Source organism: Dolichospermum sp. UHCC 0406 (assembly GCF_009712025.1).
GTDB lineage: Bacteria > Cyanobacteriota > Cyanobacteriia > Cyanobacteriales > Nostocaceae > Dolichospermum > Dolichospermum lemmermannii.
The window spans coordinates 1-17,742 of record NZ_VILA01000026.1 but is presented as its reverse complement, the minus strand read 5'-3'; the positions used below and the strand labels follow the sequence as shown (position 1 = coordinate 17,742).

Annotated in this window: 16 protein-coding genes and 1 pseudogene; 7 read left to right on the top strand and 10 right to left on the bottom strand. The window is 38.6% G+C overall.

The features are described 5' to 3' along the window. Positions 1-68: 68 nt before the first annotated feature. The 3 genes and pseudogenes from FJR09_RS20265 to FJR09_RS20255 all read left to right on the top strand — a co-directional run bounded on the left by FJR09_RS20265 (position 69) and on the right by FJR09_RS20255 (position 3,318). A pseudogene (locus FJR09_RS20265) lies at positions 69-1,294 on the top strand (RNA-guided endonuclease InsQ/TnpB family protein). Between the two features lie 58 nt (positions 1,295-1,352). After that, positions 1,353-2,030: a dethiobiotin synthase gene (gene bioD / locus FJR09_RS20260; protein WP_041458052.1), complete on the top strand. Its 678-nt coding sequence runs from the start codon at positions 1,353-1,355 to the stop codon at positions 2,028-2,030. Between the two features lie 70 nt (positions 2,031-2,100). Beyond that, the gene (locus FJR09_RS20255) at positions 2,101-3,318 is read left to right on the top strand and encodes a M20 family metallopeptidase (protein WP_015080468.1); all 1,218 of its coding nucleotides are present in this window, start codon (positions 2,101-2,103) and stop codon (positions 3,316-3,318) included. Here the strand turns inward: FJR09_RS20255 and FJR09_RS20250 are convergent. Next, positions 3,315-3,986 (bottom strand): S-layer homology domain-containing protein, encoded by a 672-nt coding sequence (locus FJR09_RS20250; RefSeq protein WP_168653580.1) that lies wholly within the window; start codon positions 3,984-3,986, stop codon positions 3,315-3,317. The two genes, FJR09_RS20255 and FJR09_RS20250, sit on opposite strands and share 4 nt — an antisense overlap. A gap of 312 nt (positions 3,987-4,298) precedes the next feature. Here FJR09_RS20250 and rpiA point away from each other — a divergent pair, with 312 nt between their 5' ends. Beyond that, entirely contained in the window at positions 4,299-5,009 is a 711-nt protein-coding gene (gene rpiA / locus FJR09_RS20245) for a ribose-5-phosphate isomerase RpiA (RefSeq protein ID WP_015080467.1), read from the top strand. A 166-nt stretch (positions 5,010-5,175) separates the two neighbouring features. Here rpiA and murQ read toward each other — a convergent pair whose 3' ends face one another. Then, positions 5,176-6,123, bottom strand: coding sequence for an N-acetylmuramic acid 6-phosphate etherase (gene murQ / locus FJR09_RS20240; protein WP_015080466.1), 948 nt, complete (start codon positions 6,121-6,123; stop codon positions 5,176-5,178). Positions 6,124-6,141: 18 nt separating this feature from the next. Between murQ and FJR09_RS26000 the strand changes: the two genes are divergently transcribed. Together FJR09_RS26000 and FJR09_RS25530 are read left to right on the top strand one after the other, a co-directional pair. Beyond that, positions 6,142-6,267 carry a hypothetical protein gene (locus FJR09_RS26000; protein WP_256370277.1) on the top strand — a complete coding sequence of 42 codons (126 nt, stop codon included), beginning with the start codon at positions 6,142-6,144 and terminating at the stop codon, positions 6,265-6,267. Beyond that, the gene (locus tag FJR09_RS25530; protein ID WP_235081828.1) at positions 6,258-6,488 is read left to right on the top strand and encodes a hypothetical protein; all 231 of its coding nucleotides are present in this window, start codon (positions 6,258-6,260) and stop codon (positions 6,486-6,488) included. The genes FJR09_RS26000 and FJR09_RS25530 overlap by 10 nt, the downstream gene beginning before the upstream one ends. Before the next feature lie 7 nt (positions 6,489-6,495). Here the strand turns inward: FJR09_RS25530 and FJR09_RS20230 are convergent, their stop codons facing one another. Continuing rightward, positions 6,496-6,915, bottom strand: coding sequence for a DUF3110 domain-containing protein (locus tag FJR09_RS20230; RefSeq protein WP_015080465.1), 420 nt, complete (start codon positions 6,913-6,915; stop codon positions 6,496-6,498). Positions 6,916-7,272: 357 nt separating this feature from the next. On the opposite strand from FJR09_RS20230, the gene FJR09_RS20225 reads away from it, so the two are divergent. Beyond that, on the top strand, positions 7,273-12,708 hold the full coding sequence (locus tag FJR09_RS20225) for a translocation/assembly module TamB domain-containing protein (RefSeq protein WP_168653553.1): 5,436 nt from the start codon (positions 7,273-7,275) through the stop codon (positions 12,706-12,708). 218 nt (positions 12,709-12,926) lie between these two features. Here FJR09_RS20225 and FJR09_RS20220 read toward each other — a convergent pair whose 3' ends face one another. The 7 genes from FJR09_RS20220 to FJR09_RS20190 form a co-directional block, all read right to left on the bottom strand. Further along, positions 12,927-13,463: an amino acid permease gene (locus FJR09_RS20220; RefSeq protein WP_051155184.1), complete on the bottom strand. Its 537-nt coding sequence runs from the start codon at positions 13,461-13,463 to the stop codon at positions 12,927-12,929. A 113-nt stretch (positions 13,464-13,576) separates the two neighbouring features. Then, entirely contained in the window at positions 13,577-14,749 is a 1,173-nt protein-coding gene (locus FJR09_RS20215; RefSeq protein WP_015080463.1) for an IscS subfamily cysteine desulfurase, read from the bottom strand. Between the two features lie 13 nt (positions 14,750-14,762). Then, positions 14,763-15,389, bottom strand: a complete 627-nt coding sequence (locus FJR09_RS20210) for a type I restriction endonuclease (protein WP_015080462.1) — start codon at positions 15,387-15,389, stop codon at positions 14,763-14,765. 39 nt (positions 15,390-15,428) lie between these two features. Beyond that, the gene (locus tag FJR09_RS20205; protein ID WP_015080461.1) at positions 15,429-15,794 is read right to left on the bottom strand and encodes a four helix bundle protein; all 366 of its coding nucleotides are present in this window, start codon (positions 15,792-15,794) and stop codon (positions 15,429-15,431) included. 41 nt (positions 15,795-15,835) lie between these two features. Then, a complete protein-coding gene (locus tag FJR09_RS20200) occupies positions 15,836-16,312 on the bottom strand; it encodes a peroxiredoxin (RefSeq protein WP_168650487.1) in 477 nt (158 codons plus the stop codon). A gap of 50 nt (positions 16,313-16,362) precedes the next feature. After that, on the bottom strand, positions 16,363-17,319 hold the full coding sequence (locus tag FJR09_RS20195) for a ribonuclease Z (protein WP_015080459.1): 957 nt from the start codon (positions 17,317-17,319) through the stop codon (positions 16,363-16,365). Between the two features lie 121 nt (positions 17,320-17,440). After that, positions 17,441-17,608 (bottom strand): hypothetical protein, encoded by a 168-nt coding sequence (locus tag FJR09_RS20190; protein WP_371260342.1) that lies wholly within the window; start codon positions 17,606-17,608, stop codon positions 17,441-17,443. Positions 17,609-17,742: the final 134 nt, after the last annotated feature.

Sequence of the window (17,742 nt, the reverse complement as noted above, 5' to 3'; positions counted from 1 at the left end):
TCGTGGTGTTTAGGTCGTAGCCATACTATGGCTAACGCCACGCTACGCTATCGACAGGCTCAGTAACCATGATAATTTATGAGTTCAAAGTCAAAGGAAAAGATAGGCAGTATCGCGCAATAGATGAGGCTATTCGTGCATCTCAATTCATCCAAAATAAATGTTTAAGATATTGGATGGACAATAAAGGTGCGACGAAATATGATCTCAATAAATATTGCGCGATTTTGGCATCTGAATTTCCTTTCGCCGATGAACTTAATTCAATGGCAAGACAATCTGCTGCGGAGCGTTCTTGGAGTACAATAGCTCGATTTTACGACAATTGTAAAAAGAAAGTTAAGGGTAAAAAGGGATTTCCAAAATTCAAAAAGAATTGCCGTTCAGTTGAATATAAGGTTAGCGGCTGGAAGTTATCTGAAACCAGAAAAGCAATTACTTTTTCTGATAAAAAAGGTATAGGTACTCTGAAATTAAAAGGTACTTATGATCTTAATTTCTATGACATCAAGCAAATTAAGCGAGTTCGTTTAGTCCGTCGGGCTGATGGATATTATGCTCAATTTGCAATTGATGTCAAGATTAGAATCGAATCTCAACCAACGAATCAAATAGTTGGCTTAGATGTGGGGTTAAAATACTTTATTGCCGATTCAAAAGGTAATGTAGAACCTGCCCCACAATTCTATAGAAAATCAGAGAAACAGTTAAGTCGAGCTAATCGTAAAAAATCTAAGAAGTTTGACAGAGATAAGAAAAAAGCTAAACAACCACAATCTAAGAACTATTTAAAAGCTAAAAATAGGTATGCCCGTAAACATTTAAGAGTAAGTAGGCAGCGAAAAGAATATTGCAAGAGATTAGCATATTCCGTGATCCAGTCTAACGATTTGGTAGCTTATGAAGACTTAAATATTAAAGGCATGGTAAGAAACCGACATTTAGCTAAATCAATTTCTGATGCTGGCTGGGCAACTTTTCGGCAATGGGTAGAATATTTTGGACTCAAATATGGGAAGGCAACAGTTGCTGTTCCTCCCCATAATACTTCTCAAAATTGTGCTAATTGTGGTCAAAAAGTGAAAAAATCCCTATCAACCAGAACCCATAATTGTCATCATTGCGGGTTTGTAGAAGATAGAGATATTAATGCTAGTATCAACATCCTAAGATTAGGATTAACTACGGTAGGGATACGGTCAGCTACGCTACAGGAGATTTGCCCTCTTGGGCGATTGGTGCAAACCTGTCGTCTAATGGCGAGTCAGTGAATGTAGAATCCCCGTGTCTTTAGACCGGGGAGTGTCAAGAAAAGAAGCAAATTAAGTTGTCATTTTTAGCAAAAAACGTTGTTGAATACTTTACTGATTGCGGGAACTGATACGGATGCTGGTAAAACTGTTATCACAGCAGCAATAGCCGCTTATTGGCAAAAATATTATCCCCAGCGTAGTTTGGGGATGATGAAGCCAATTCAATCGGGGTTGGGTGATAGGGAACTGTACCAAACTCTGTTTAATTTGGACCAGTCACCAGAAGAAATTACACCTTTGTATTTTCAAGCCCCTTTAGCCCCTCCCATAGCTGCGGCTAAGGAAAATCGTCAAATTGATTTAGCGATAGTTTGGCGAACTTTGTTGGCTTTGCAGAAACAACGTGATTTTGTGTTGGTGGAATCTTTGGGGGGTTTGGGTTCACCGATTACTGATGAGTTGACGGTGGCTGATTTGGCGGGTGAATGGCGATTACAGACTTTTTTGGTGGTGCCGGTCAGATTGGGGGCGATCGCTCAGGCTGTTGCTAATGTAGCATTAGCTAGGCAACATAAAATCAATCTGCGCGGAATTATTCTTAATTACACCCAACCCCGCACCAAGGAAGAAATTGCTGATTTAACACCACCAGAGTTAATTCAATCATTGACAAATATTCCCGTTTTAGGTTATGTTCCCTATCTGGAAAATCCCAGAGATTTGGAACAACTTGCAAAAGTTGCTGCGGCTTTAGATTGGGAAATATATTGTAGCTAATGGGTGATTGGTAATTGGTGATTGGTAATAGGTAATGGGGAAGAGTTTTTTTAATTTTTAATTGATAAATATGGTTTCTACATTTCCTTTGGCTTCAACGGTAAATCTTAAAAATGTGCGGTTAGCAATTCGGGCTTTGCAACCGCAATTAGTAGAGTGGAGAAGACAAATTCACCAAAAACCAGAATTAGGTTTTCAGGAAAAAATTACCGCTGAGTTTATTGCCGAAAAGTTGCAAAGTTGGGGAATTGCACATCAAACAGGTATTGCAGAAACGGGAATTGTGGCGATTATTAAAGGTGAAAAATCTGGACATGGTAAAGTATTAGCAATACGGGCGGATATGGATGCTTTACCTATTCAAGAAGAGAATGAAGTTCCCTATTGTTCTCAACATGATGGTGTGATGCACGCTTGTGGACATGATGGACATACAGCGATCGCTCTCGGTACGGCATATTACCTCAATCAACACCGACAAGACTTTAGTGGCACAGTAAAAATTATCTTCCAACCCGCCGAAGAAGGTCCCGGTGGGGCAAAACCGATGATCGCAGCAGGTGTATTGAAGAACCCTGATGTTGATGCCATTATCGGTTTACACTTATGGAATAATCTGCCATTGGCAACTGTGGGAGTCCGCGCTGGGGCATTAATGGCCGCTGTAGAATTGTTTCGCTGCACCATTTTTGGTAAAGGTGGACATGGGGCAATTCCTCAGCAAACAGTAGATTCTATCGTGATAGCGGCGCAAATAGTCAATGCTTTACAAACTATTGTTTCCCGTAATATTAACCCCATTGATGCGGCTGTGGTGACAGTGGGAGAACTCCACGCCGGCACAGCAGTTAATGTGATTGCTGATACCGCAAGAATGGGTGGGACAGTGAGATATTTTAATCCTGATTTAGCAGGTTTTTTTAAAGAACGCATTCAACAAATTGTTGGGGGAATTTGTCAAAGTCACGGTGCAAATTATGACTTAGATTATATTCATCTTTATCCACCAGTTATCAATGATACGGAAATCGCGGCATTAGTTCGTTCAGTTGCAGAGGAAGTGATAGAAACCCCCATTGGTATCGTTCCTGAGTGTCAAACAATGGGTGGGGAAGATATGTCATTTTTCTTGCAAGAAGTTCCCGGTTGTTACTTTTTTCTTGGTTCTGCAAATCCAGAGAAAAAATTAGATTATCCTCATCATCATCCCCGATTTGATTTTGATGAAACGGCTTTACCAATGGGTGTGGAAATGTTTGTTCGCTGTGTAAACAAGTTTTTGGCTTAAAATGGAGAAATACTGGGAATTACAGGTGTTTCTGATTCCTGCTGTTGACGTTGTAAATACTTACTCAGCACATAAGCTAAATCTCCTCTTGTCATGGGGCTTAGTGGGTAAATATTACCTTGTGTATCCATATTCACAAATTCTTCAGCAATGACTGTAGCGATCGCTTTTCTAGACCAATCAGGTATATTTATGGCATCTGGATGTGATGAGAGAATCTTATCAACGCTTTGATCAGGAAATTGGAAAACCCCATAAGCTTGGGCAAAAATCGCTAAACCTTCACCTCTAGTAACCCGTTGATTTGGGAAAAATAGATTTCCTCGATAACCTTTCATAATATCAGTTTTCAAAACTATCTGAACATCTTTATATGCCCAATGAGAAGGAGGAACATCCGGGATGAATACAGATTTTTTTTCTGGCAGAATAGCCCGTTTATCTAAATAAAATGCCTTCACTAAAATTGACGCTAATTCTGCACGACTAATTAACTTATCCTGATAAAATTTACCATCGGGAAAATTATCCATTAACTTAGAATCAACTACCTTTTGGATATATTCTGAACTGGTAACAGGTATTGGATCTAGTGATTGTTCTTGGGCAATAATTGGGGAATTTTGGAGAAGTGTGATTAAAGTCAATATCCCTAGTAATTTTTTCATTGCGACTATTATTTTATAACTGTATTACTAATATTGACGGTGATTGCATAATTGAAGTTGCTGATTTTCTAGATAATTAAAAATAAAGATTTTTTAAATATAATTGATAAACCTTTATCTTTATAACAAATTGTCTGTAAATAAAATCCAAAATTTCGCTCAGAAATCAAAAATCAAGGGAGTTTTAGTTCTCAATCCTCAATTCTAAATTCTAAATTCTAAATTCTAAATTCTAAATTCTCATTACCAATTTTATAATATAGTTGGCTGTGATAGTATTTTCTATAGCCTTAATTGTTCAGGAGTTAAAGAATGTCCATACCAGCAGATCCAGTTAAATTGATGAAGCAAGAAGTTGGCAAAGCGGCCGCCAATTTAGTAAAATCCGGTTCAATAGTTGGTTTGGGTACAGGTTCAACCACAGCTTACACCATTCAGTATTTAGGAGAACGCCTCAAATCAGGGGAACTCAAAGATATTGTCGGTATCCCCACCTCATTTCAATCAGAAGTGTTAGCAAAAGAGTATGGCGTTCCCCTCACCACTTTAGACGCTGTAGACCATATTGATATTGCCATAGATGGGGCAGATGAGGTAGACCCCCACAAAAACTTGATTAAAGGTGGTGGTGCGGCACATACCCGCGAAAAAGTTGTAGATTACCTAGCAACACAGTTTATTGTCGTCGTTGATGGTGGTAAGTTAGTAGAGCGCTTGGGTTCTAGTTTCGCTGTACCAGTTGAAGTTATTCCTATGGCACTTACCCCCGTCACTAATGCCATTAAAGCACTTGGTGGTAAGCCAGAATTGCGGATGGGTGTGAGAAAAGCCGGACCTGTGATCACTGATCAAGGTAACATGGTTTTGGATGTCACATTCGATAGCATTGATGACCCTGTAAACCTGGAAAAAACCCTGAATAATATTCCTGGTGTTTTGGAAAATGGCATTTTCGTCAATTGTGCAGATATCGTGCTTGTTGGTGAAGTTATTGACGGTAAACCTGTAGTCAGACAACTTTAAATTAGTACCTAATCACATAAATTACAAAAGAAGGAAACTCTTAACTGGGAACAGATAAGAAACACTCATTTGCACCAGTTTAGAGCTTCTGTCAAAAAAAAGATGTTTTTAAAAGATGCGTAGCCCGAAAAAAACAGTTCGTCACCGAATCAGAATTTAGATTGAATTATTCCTGACTTTTCTTATTCTTGGCTTTTATGTCTGGTTGACAGCTAGTTACAGCCAGTCGAAGATTGCCTTGATGGCTGGCTAGTAGTTGTTTCCCAAATTCTTGGTCTAAACCAGTCCAGTGCATTAATAATGCCAATTTAACCGATTTACCACTATGTTCTAGTAAAAACCCGGCTGCTTCTCGACTTAAACTAGTTAAGTCTTGTAAGATCCGTAAAGCGCGATCATGTAATTTTTGATTCGTGACAGCGACATCAACCATGCGATTCCCATACACTTTACCTAGTTTAACCATTACCCCAGTCGAAAGGGTATTTAACACTAATTTTGTCACCGTCCCCGCTTTTAAGCGAGTAGAACCAGCTAAAATTTCTGGTCCTGTCAATAAACGAATATCAATATCAACTTCAATACCGACTTGTTCTGTGGGAACACAGGCTATAAAAATAGTCTTAGCCCCCCGTTGACGCGCTGCATTAATGGCACCGTGAACGAAAGGCGTTGTTCCCCCAGCCGTGATGCCGACGACTACATCCAGTTGCGTGATTTGTCGTTGCGCGATCGCAGTTTCCCCATCTTCCGCTCGATCTTCCAAATCCTCGGAACTGCGGACTAATGCTCCCGCACCACCAGCAATAATCCCTTGTACCAATTCTGGGGAAGTACAGAAAGTAGGTGGACACTCGGCAGCATCTAATACTCCTAATCTGCCACTTGTCCCTGCACCCACATAAAATAAACGGCCACCTTGACGCAGTTTTTCTGCTGCGAGGTCAATAGCTGCTGCTAACTGAACTTTAGCCGCTGCTACTGCTGCTACTGCCTTTTGGTCTTCGCTATTAAATAATTCTACCAATTCTAAAGAGTTGAGCTGGTCTAAATTGAGACTATGGGGATTAACTTGTTCGGTGAGCAGATGCCCGCGTTCCTGGAAATTTGTCATTTGTGTATACTGTGTCAGTTGTTAGTTGTCAGTTGTCCGTTGTCAGTAGGGGCGAAGCATTTGGAAGATAAATTATCGGTCATTGCCAAAAATAGTTCTCCAAATGCTTCGCCCGTACAGTTGTCAGTTGTCAGTTGTCAGTAGGGGCGAAGCATTTGGAAGATAAATTATCGGTCATTGCCAAAAATAGTTCTCCAAATGCTTCGCCCGTACAGTTGTCAGTTGTCAGTTGTCAGTTGTTATTTACGACCAATCACCAATCACCAATCACCAATCACCAATCACCAATCACCAATCACCAATCACCAATCACCAATCACCAATCACCAATCACCAATCACCAATCACCAATAACTAATAACTAATAACAAACTACAATAAACCTTCCAGTTGACGACGAATACTGTCTAAATCAGAATTAACACTTTCTGGGGCAGATAGACTGGTAGGGAAGAAGTTTTTATCAGCATCCTCTATTTGTGCTTGGGCTTGCCAATCAGTTTGTTCCACGTTCGTTTCGGGTGGAATTACTAATTCACTGTTTTCAGCCACAATTTCCCAAGTATAGCCAGTGCTTTGGCAAAATTCCTGAACATCATCAGCATTCATCATCTCCACTGTCGGGATAGCGAAGTCTTGAGCTTCTAACATTAAAGCAAAACGGGTGGCATCGTCCTCTGATTCAAACATGAGGATTTTATTGCCTTCTAAACCTTGGCCATTGCTAATCCGAATGCTGTGAATTCCTTCATTATCAGTACCAGCATTGAAAATCAGTACAAAAACACGCATTATCCATCCCTTGATTGATTAGTTCTCTAATTTATCTTAAAGTTCTAGGTTGTACATTCGGGAAAATCTCTAATAATTTTTGTGTGATTGCGGGAAATCAGGCATAGACCAAAAGATATAGTTCTCTAATTTTGCCAAAAACCTAGCTGTAATTTTTGCCATCATTTGGCTATACTCTAATAGACATCTGGTGAAAATTAAATACGGGTCAGCAAGACACTACAGTAGTGTGGGCATCTTGCCCGCGTGAGCGAGACGCTCACACTACAACAAACTACTAGTAGTTAAACGTAAAATTATGTCAAAATTAGTATTTTGTATTCTTCCAGATATCTGGTAATCCAAGAGTGAAAACCTATGTCTAACTCTCCTAGTCAAAATTCTCGCCCCGCTGATTCTGGGCTTAGGCTTCTATGGTTAATGATATTGAACCGTAGTTGTTTAGGTGTAGGTGCTTTGCTATTGATAGGAATTATTTTCAGTATTTGGCGATTGCAGAATTTTGTTTACCAGGAACTAGTACCATTAGCTACCCAAAGTCTGACTACTACTCTCAACCGTCCGGTAAAACTGGGAGCAATTGAGTCCTTTTCCCTGACTGGCGTTCAGTTTGCCGCTTCTGAGATTCCCGCTACAGCCACAGATCCAGATAGGGCAAATATCAAAGCAGTAGATGTAGGTTTTGATATTTGGAAGTTAGTTATTAACCGCAATCTCCGATTGGATGTAACTTTAATTAATCCAGATGTTTATGTTCAACAAGATCCCCAAGCCCGCTGGTTAACGACTACTATCACCCCAGCTACTGGTAAGGGATTGATTAAAACTGATTTGGATAAGTTACGGTTTCGGGATGCAAATTTGGTATTAGTACCGAGAAAAATGGGGGGAGATTTTTCTTTACAAGTTCCTGTAAAATTTTCTGGGATTAATGGAACTGCTCAACTCTTAAATCAAAATAAACTAATTAAATTAGACTTGGCTGCTAAGGCAGTAAGTGGGGGTGATATTTCCATTGTCGGAGATTTAATTCCTCAGAAAGTTTTAGCAGGGGATTTTCGAGTGCGAGGGCAAAATCTCCTGTCCGCAGATATTACTCGGCTTGTAACTTTACCACTGACTTTACAAAGTGGGAGAGTAAATGGTGATTTGCGAATTAAGATAACACCAAAGCAGAAAACCTTACTCTATGGCAATGCTATGATGGAGGGGGTAACACTACAAATCGCAAAAATCCCCGAATTATTCAATCATAGTCAGGGAAATCTCATTTTTGATGGACTGGTAATTAAATTAGATAATATAGTCACAAACTACGGACAAATCCCGTTCACAACATCGGGGACTATTGATCAACAAGCAGGGTTTAATTTAAAAGCACGTGTGAATGCGGTAAGTTTGGCCAATGCTCAAGCAACTTTAAAGGTAAAGTTACCATTTCCTGTGAGTGGTATAGCTCAAGCCGATTTGCAGCTAATGGGAGCAACTACTAAACCAGTGCTATCTGGTAATGTGAGGACGTTGAAAACTGCTCGAATTGATCAAGTTGATTTTGGGAAAGTTAGTAGTAAATTTGAGCTTATTAGTAGTAAATCTCTCCTGAGAATTACGGATATTCAAGGCAAAACTACCTATGGGGGTGAGGTTAAAGGCGGGGGAATTATTAAACTTGGTAAAGTATCTGCACTGAATTTTCAACTCCGAGCGGAAAATATGCCAGGGGATGCGATCGCTCAAGTATATAATATCAAAACAGGATTCCCCATTGGCATGATCACAGCCACCGCAGAAATAAAAGGTGTAGCTGATAATACCCACACTTTCGTTAAATGGCAAGCTCCTCAAGCCCAATATCCAGTAACAGGGACAAGTATTATTAATCCTGACCGCACAGTTTCTTTTCGTGATGTAGTTGCAACTGTTGGTGGAGGTGTAGTGAATGGTAGTGGTATTTATAGTCATGATAGCAAGCGTTGGCAGGCTTCGGCTCAATCTAGCAAGATTAAATTAACATCTTTTGTTGACCAAAAACAGCAGGAAAATATTTCTCTAGCTGGGGTAGAATTTAACGGTAATTTGCAATTATCAGGAAATTCTTCACCATTTCAAATAGAGACGATTATTCCTAAAAATGCCAATATCAACATTGCTGGTGGCACAGTTAATATTTCGCAAATTAAGTTACAAGACCAAAATTTTACAACTTTATTAGTTGGGAAAGATTTACGTTTAGGAACAATTTTAAAACAGGCTAACCCAATTTTAAATAATCTCCTCGCAGGTAATTTCACTATTGTCGGTAATAGGGAAAATTTTAACCTCAAAACCTTTGCTGGAACAGGTGAAGGATTCCTCTCTGTTGGTGGAGGGAGAATTAAAGCTGCTAATATTCAAGTTGCAGAAGGTCGCTATCAGGCGAAAATTCAAGCGGAAAATGTCCCCCTGACAAAGTTAGCATCTGTACCACCACAATTCCAAGGAAATATAGCCGGTCAGTTGCAAGTAACTGGTTCGGTCGAGTCGTTCCAACCAGAAACTATTCAAGGGGAGGGAAAAGGCAGCTTGAAATTACCAAGTGGTACAGTTACAGCCTCTTCTATTCAACTTAATAATGGTAATTATCAAGCATTGTTGGCTACTTCAGGTTTACAATTAAACCCTTTCAATCAGCAGTTAAAAGGACAGTTGGGAGGAAAGTTGCAAGTATCGGGAAATGTGACTGCTTCTAAATTAGCAGATGTGGCTGCTGTTGGTCAGGTGCGCTTTAGTCAAGGTTTACAAGGTTTTGATTCACCTATTCAAGCTGATATCGGGTGGAATGGAGAAAAGCTAACTGTTGATAGTTCTAATAATGCTAACTTTCAAGCTAAAGGTTATTTATTAGCTAATGCTAAGAAAGCAGGTATCCCAGAAATTACGCAATTAAATTTTAATGTTCAGGCAAAAAATTATAGTCTGCAACGGTTGCCAGTGCAACTACCTGATACTGCGGATATTGCTGGCAACTTAGATTTTAGCGGACAAGTGACAGGAAAACCCACTGCACCAAATATTATAGGTAAGTTGGGGTTACGGAATTTCCAAGTTCAGGAATTTGCTTTTGAACCATTATTGACTGGTAATGTGAATTCTGGATCAGGACAGGGGTTAAGTTTAGATGTTGCAGGTGTAAAGGAACGGATAGCAATTAATTTAGATGGTAACAATCGCCCCAAATCGTTTTTAGTTCAGTGGCAACAAGCATTGCTATCAGGTGCAGCAACGGGATCTGACTGGGGTGTGAATGTGGCTAATTTCCCATTAAAAGCTTTAAATATACCTGTACCAGCAAATACTCCTTTAAGTCCGGGAGGAGTGAGAGGATTATTAACAGCAAATTTGCAAATTAATTCGCAGACATTTGCCACAGCAGGAAATATAGCCATTGAAAAACCCGAACTTGGCCGGATTAAAGGCGATCGCTTTAGGACCGAACTGCGCTATGATAACAATACATTCGTCCTTCGTGATAGCGAACTTCGCAAAGGTGAAAGCAGATATAGCTTTGATGCCAATATCAAACCGTGGGCAAAAAAACCGCAACTGCGAGCAAAAATCAACATTGAAAAAGGCAACATTCAAGACTTTTTGAATGCGGCTCAAATCTTTGACATAGAAGACTTCCAACGTGGTTTAAAAGCACCGACTTACGGCAAGTCTGCGGACTTAACCACCAACTCCCAAGGATTACCTTTAGAGTCTCTATTGACCCAAATCCAACGGTTATCAGAAATTGATACCCTACTAACTACCCAACAACAACAACGGTCTACGGCTAAACCTATCCCAGATTTAAGAGACTTAAAGGGGATTTTGAATGGGAATATTTTTATTAATACTGCCACAACGGACGAACCCAGGATAAAATTTAACCTCCAAGGAGAAAACTTCACCTGGGGTAAATCAACAGAACCAAGCCGCTTTTATCGTGCGGAACAAGTCATAGCTAAAGGTAGTTTTGAAGAAGGAATTTTCCGGTTCCGACCTTTACGAATTCAATCTCAGCAAAAAATAATTGCCTTTACAGGTAACATTGGTGGTCAGGCGCAATCAGGTCAATTAAAAATCGAAAACTTTCCCATTCAGCGACTAAATAATTTGGTGAAACTGCCACTGGGAATTGGCGGTAAGCTGAATATTACCGCAGCAATAGCTGGGAGTATTATCAATCCTCAAGCTAGAGGAGAATTAAACATTACAGAAGGAACAATTGATCAGAAATCAGTGGAATCAGCTAATACTAGTTTCAGTTATGCTGACGGACGTTTAAACTTTGGTAGTCAGGTAACGGGAGTGGGAGTAGGGACTGAACCTGCAAATATTAATGGTAGTATTCCCTATACTTTGCCCTTTGCTTCTGAAAAATCAAACAGTAATCAAATTACCTTAGATATCAATGTCAAAAATGAAGGTTTAACAATTCTCAATCTGTTTACTAATGAGATATCTTTTGAAAAAGGACAAGGGGAATTAGATTTAAAAGTTCGGGGAACTCAACAACAACCTTTCGTTAAAGGAACTGCTTCTCTCGATAATGCTACTTTTAGATCCCCAACCTTACCAGGAAAGTTAACCAATGTGAATGGTAAAGCAATTTTTGATTTAACCCGTGTGTTTATAAAAAGTCTCGAAGGTAAATTTAGTGATGGTAATATTCAAGCTGCTGGAGAATTGCCAATTTTTAATAGTCGAGATACCAAAATAGATGTGCCGCTAATTGTGACTTTAAAACAATTAGTTTTAAATCTCAAGGGGTTATATCAAGGAGGTGCTAATGGTAATTTAGAAATTACTGGTTCTATTCTGAAACCAATAATTGGCGGTAATATAGAATTATTTGATGGTCAAGTATTGTTAACAGAATCTCCAGATGAGAATTCAGCAGCTAATAAAATTGGCAACCAAAACAAACCAGATCCAGAAAATAAAATTACTAGGTTAAATAATTTAGGATTAAAATTAGGTAGAAATATCCAAATTGTCAAATCACCAGTTTTTAAATTCCAAGCTTCTGGAGATCTAATTGTTAACGGTTCTTTAGTTGAACCGATACCAGAAGGAACTATTAAGTTAAATAAAGGTGCAGTAAATTTATTTACTACCCAATTAAATTTAGCAAAAGGTCATGAACACACCGCTACTTTTAGCCCTCGTCAACCCCGTGATCCTAATTTGGATATTCGGCTATTTGCGAAGATTCTAGATGTAACTCAAAATAGTGATATTAGCAGACAAGGTTCTACAGGTTTAGCCGGGTTGGAAACAGTCCGAGTTGAAGCCAGTATTAATGGTTTAGCTAGTCAAATTAATGATAACTTACAACTAAAAAGTAATCCTTCTCGTTCACAAACACAAATTGTCACTTTGTTAGGAGGTGGACTTATTGACAATCAAGGACGTAGTGACAGTAATCTGGGTTTAATTAATATTGCTAGTTCGGCTGTTTTCAGTAATTTCCAAGGTGCATTTAATGAAATTGGTGATGCTTTTGGTTTAAGTGAATTGCGGATATTTCCGACTATTGTTTCGGAAAGACCAGAAGCGGGAAGAAATAACTCATCTTTAGAATTAGCTTTAGAAGCCGGAATTGATATTTCTCCGAAATTTTCCCTTTCTACTATTAAGATTTTAACAGCAAATGATCCTTTACAATGGGGGATTAATTACCGGATAAATAATCAATTTCGTCTTCGTTCTTCCACTAATTTAACTGATGATACCCGGGCTGTAATTGAGTTTGAACGGAGGTTTTAAAAAATTGATCATTGATAATTACCAATAATCACAAGTAATATCTAACAGTTGTGACAATACGACTCTTGTTTGCTCGTAAAGCAGTCTTCAAAAACAAAGTTGTTTGGTTATGTAAAATACTATCCCACCAATTTCGAGGGACAAAAACGGGAATAATGATAGTTGTGAAAACACCTGAGTGACTTTCCTGGAACTGACCAATAAAATCTACAATTGGCTCAATTACTGAACGATAAGGTAAAGGAAGTAAATACACCAACTGCGTAGAGAGGGATAATGGCGTTAACTTGACCTTTGAAGATAATGGCTAAAATTCCTGCACAGGTACTAAGGAGAATAATCCCGTTAGAGTAGACCAAGCGATCGCCTAATAGAGACAATTGGCGGGGTAAAAATCCATCTCTGGCTAAAAAATAACACAGTCTGGGAAAATCTGCATAACTGGTATTAGCAGCTAACATCAAAACCAACAGGGTAACAACTTGCAGGAAATAGTAAACAGGCCCTGTTCCCAAAATTGCTCTCCCCAAAAGAGAAACTACTGTTTGTCCTTCTCCGGGAACAATATGATAAATGTTTGCCAAGTAAGTGATACCTACAAACATGAATCCCAAAATTACTCCTAAATACAACAAAGTCAGCCGAGCATTTTTCGATTCTGGAGGTTTAAAAGCTAACACCCCATCAGATATTGCCTCGCTTGTTGGTAAGGATTTACCGAGAAAAAATTCTTTAACCTGTGGGTAAAAGGACATAAAAAGTCCACTTAGTAAATAAGTTAATTGATACTTGTCTGAAAGTAAACTCAAACCTAAGTTTACAGAATATAACAATTCTGGCAGATTTATGACAAATTAACTAATAATTGCTACTGAAAACTAACTACTGAAGCACTTCTTAAACCTTGAATGGTAGAAATTACTTGGTTGGCAACTTGATCAATTTCCTCAACTGTATTAAATCTCCCCATCCCAAATCGCATGGAAGCATAAGCTAATTTATCCGAATGTCCCAATGCTTTCAACACATAGGAAGGGGCAACATTATTAGAAGAACAAGCAGAACCCGAAGATACCGCTACTGTTGATTGTAACCCTAATGAAAGTGCTGCACCATCTACACCTTCCACACTAATATTTAAGTTTCCTGCTAATCGGTTTTGAGGATGTCCATTTACATGAATTCCCCCGACAGTAGATAACTGTTGCCACAATCTTGCTCTTAATGCTGTTAATCGGTGATTTTCGGTTTCTTGTTCTGAATCAGCAATTTCTACAGCTTTACCAAAACCGACAATTTGCGGTGTGTATAAAGTCCCAGAACGCATTCCTCTTTCATGTCCTCCCCCATGTTGTTGGGAAGCAAGTTTAACTCTAGGGTTACGTCTGCGGACATATAAAGCCCCAATTCCCTTTGGTCCATAGACTTTATGGGCTGTGAGAGACATTAAATCAATATTCATCTCTTCTACATCTAAAGGGATTTTACCAATAGCTTGGGCTGCGTCTGTGTGCAAAATAATTTGCCTTTGCCGGCACATTTCTCCAATTTCGGCTATTGGTTGTAAAACCCCAATTTCATTATTTGCAGCCATTACAGATACTAAAATTGTATCATGACGCAAAGCTTTTGCTAACTGATTTAAATCAATTAGTCCATCTTTTTGTACTGGCAAAATTGTAATATCAAAACCAAGACTTTTTAAATATTCGCAAGGATCTAAAACTGCTTTATGTTCCGTGGCAATAGTCACAATATGCTGACCTTTTTGGAAATAAGCCTCAGCAATACCTTTAATAGCTAAATTATTTGCTTCCGTTGCACCACTGGTAAAAACAATTTCTTCGGGGGTAGCATTAATTGCTTTTGCTAAAATTTCCCGTGTTTGTCTAACAGCAGCTTCCGATTCCCAACCGTAAATATGGCTAATACTCGCCGCATTACCAAACTTTTCGGTAAAATAGGGAATCATAGCAGCCATTACCCTTTCATCAACGGGGGTAGTAGCATGACAATCGAGATAGATAGGACGACTGGACATAATTAATTCAGAGTTAATTCAAAATTTGACTTAGTTTTTTTAAGATTCGGAAAACTTGATAAAGTTCGTTTTCTCGACGATACAAAGTAAATCTGTCTGACAAAGCATATCTAGGTTGATCTTTTTGCAGAAGTTTGATAAATTGAAAATCTTCTCCATTAATGACTAATGAATATACAGGATAATCAGGATGAGGATTAGCCAGCATATAAGTAAGTGCTTGAGGTATGGCTTGTGCAAGGGAAAAAGCAGTTTTTTTAGATTCAATTACCAATAACCATAATTGTTGCTGAATCACTAAAACATCAATTCGGCCTCTGATAACTTCGTCTTCATTTTCGACGGCAATTTCTATTGATGATTCACTTCTAATCAAGAAAGGTTCATCATAAAATCCAGCTAAACTGAGTAAGGGAGATAAAACAACTAACTTTACGGTTTCTTCTGATAAAGGAGGATGTTTAACCAATCGGAGAAAATGAAATTTTACTTTGTCTAGATATTGCTTTTCTAAATCAGAAATTTCTGGCAAATGTTCCCACCATTCAGGAAAAAACGCTTCACTGTCGGTTTGTTCTAAACTAAATCTTTCTTCTAAATAGGCAATGCCTATATTTTGTGCTTGGATGAACTGAACCATAATACAAATAATAGGATGTCAGGAGTCAGGAGTTAGGAGTTAGGAGGTAGAATTGTTGAGAATAGCTTTTGCATAACTATCTAATAATCTACTAACCTCTTGTAGTTTTAACATTGATTCTGATGTATTAGCATATCCTAAATCTTTTGTGAGAATAAGATAGTATCTACATTCTTCCAGAGAAGCTTGTGCAATATTCATAAATCTTACTTTATCTAAATCTCCTTTTTTCTTAAAGCCCTCAGCGATATTTGCAGGAATAGAAATTGATGCGCGTCTAAATTGAGAAGCGAGTCCATATATTTCGGATTTAGGAAAATTCCCAGTTATCTGATATACTTCTAACACAAATTGATGTGCTTTTTGCCAAACTATTAAATCTTCAAATGTTCTCGCAGGTTGCATTTATTCTAACTCCTGACTCCTGACTCCTGTTTGATAAAAGTTTAAATAGCTGCTAATTCCTTGATTTTTTTAAGTACAGCTTCAGCATGACCTTTTGTTTTGACATTCGGCCAAGCGTAGGCGATGCTTTTATTAGGTGAAATCAGGAAGGTGGAACGGGCAACCCCCATATATTCTTTACCCATAAACTTCTTTAAACGCCATGCACCATAAGCTTCTATTAATTGATGTTTAGGATCAGTTAAGAGGGTAATTGATAAATTGTGTTTGTCAATAAATTCACAATGAGATGCGGCAGAGTCGGGACTAACGCCGATAATTTTCGCGCCTACTGTAGTAAATTCTGAGGATAATTCTGTAAAGTCTTGAGCTTCTGTGGTGCAGCCAGGTGTATTATCTTTAGGGTAAAAATAGAGAACTAGCCACTGATTTAGATCGGCAATATTAACTAAATTATTGTTTTGGTCTGGGGTCGAAAAATCTGGTGCAGGTTGGCCAATTTGGGGAATATTGCTCATATATTAGTTAGAGGGTGATAAATTGGGAATAGATGAAAATTATAGTGAAATTAGGCACTCACACTGGATTCAATTTCTCGTCTGCGAGGGACATCATAAACCATAAAATCATGAGCCATAATTGTTTTCGGAAAAATTGCCTTTGCTTCTTTAAGTAAGTCTTTTAATTCAATGGTATTACCTGGAGCATAGCGGGGGCTAAAATGTGTCATAATCAGTTTGCGAACTCCGGCAATGTATGCTGTTTGCGCGGCCATTGTGGTTGTAGAATGTAACCGCTGAAAAGCCATTTCTGAATCTTGATGAGCAAACGTTGCTTCATGAATTAACACATCTGCATCTTGTGCTAATTGTACTGCACCATCACAATAAACTGTATCTGTACAATAGGCAATTTTCCGACCAATTTCTGTGGAACCACATAATTCACTGCCATTAATTACTCTTCCGTCTGCCAGGGTGACTGTTTCACCGCGCTTGAGTTGTCCATAAATTGGACCTGAAGGAATTTCTAAGGCTTTGGCTTTGTCTATATCAAAGCGTCCGGTTCTATCTTTTTCTGCTACTCGGTAGCCAAAAGCAGGAATGCGGTGATGTAAAAGACCACAGCTAACTGTAAATTCATCATCTTCATAAACTACCCCCGACTGCACAGTATGCACTTTAATGGGGTAAGAAAAATGGGTATGAGAGTAACGGGAAGCGGCTTGTAAGTATTCGTTTAATCCCGATGGACCATAAATATCAATTTTGTCTACATTACCTGCTAAACCGCAACTGGCAAGCAATCCCATTAAGCCAAAAATATGATCACCGTGCATATGGGTGACAAAAATTCGGGATAGTTGGCTAACTTTTAAATCACTCCGCAAAATTTGATGCTGAGTTCCTTCCCCACAGTCAAATAACCACAATTCTGCTCGTTGTGGTAACCTCAGTGCCACGCTGGAAACGTTGCGTGATCTTGTAGGTACACCGGAACTAGTCCCTAAAAATGTAATCTGCACGGCGTTTTTTAGCTGTCCTTTTGCTCAATATAGTTGTTGATTCTCTATCTTGGCACAGTATTGGCACAGTCAGCTATTTGAGAAAAAGTAAAATATCAAGATTTTCTAATTTTCCTAGTTTTTATTGCCACCAAAAAGAATTTGCTAAAGGCCAAGATAATTCACAAAGAGTACCTTGAGGATAAAGGGAAACTCGCCTAAATTTACCTTTAATTTGTTGGGCTAAATTTTTAAATTGTTTTGTCCCCCAACCTTCTTTTGATGAGTTAATTCCTAAACCATTATCCATAATGCTTAGACCCGGATTTCTCACAAGCGAAAAAAAATATTCATAAAAAGCGAAAAAAAGGAAGTTTATTTGATACATAAATAGCAAAGATGAAAAAAGGAAATCTTCTAAGTATATATTTGAGAAACTCAGTT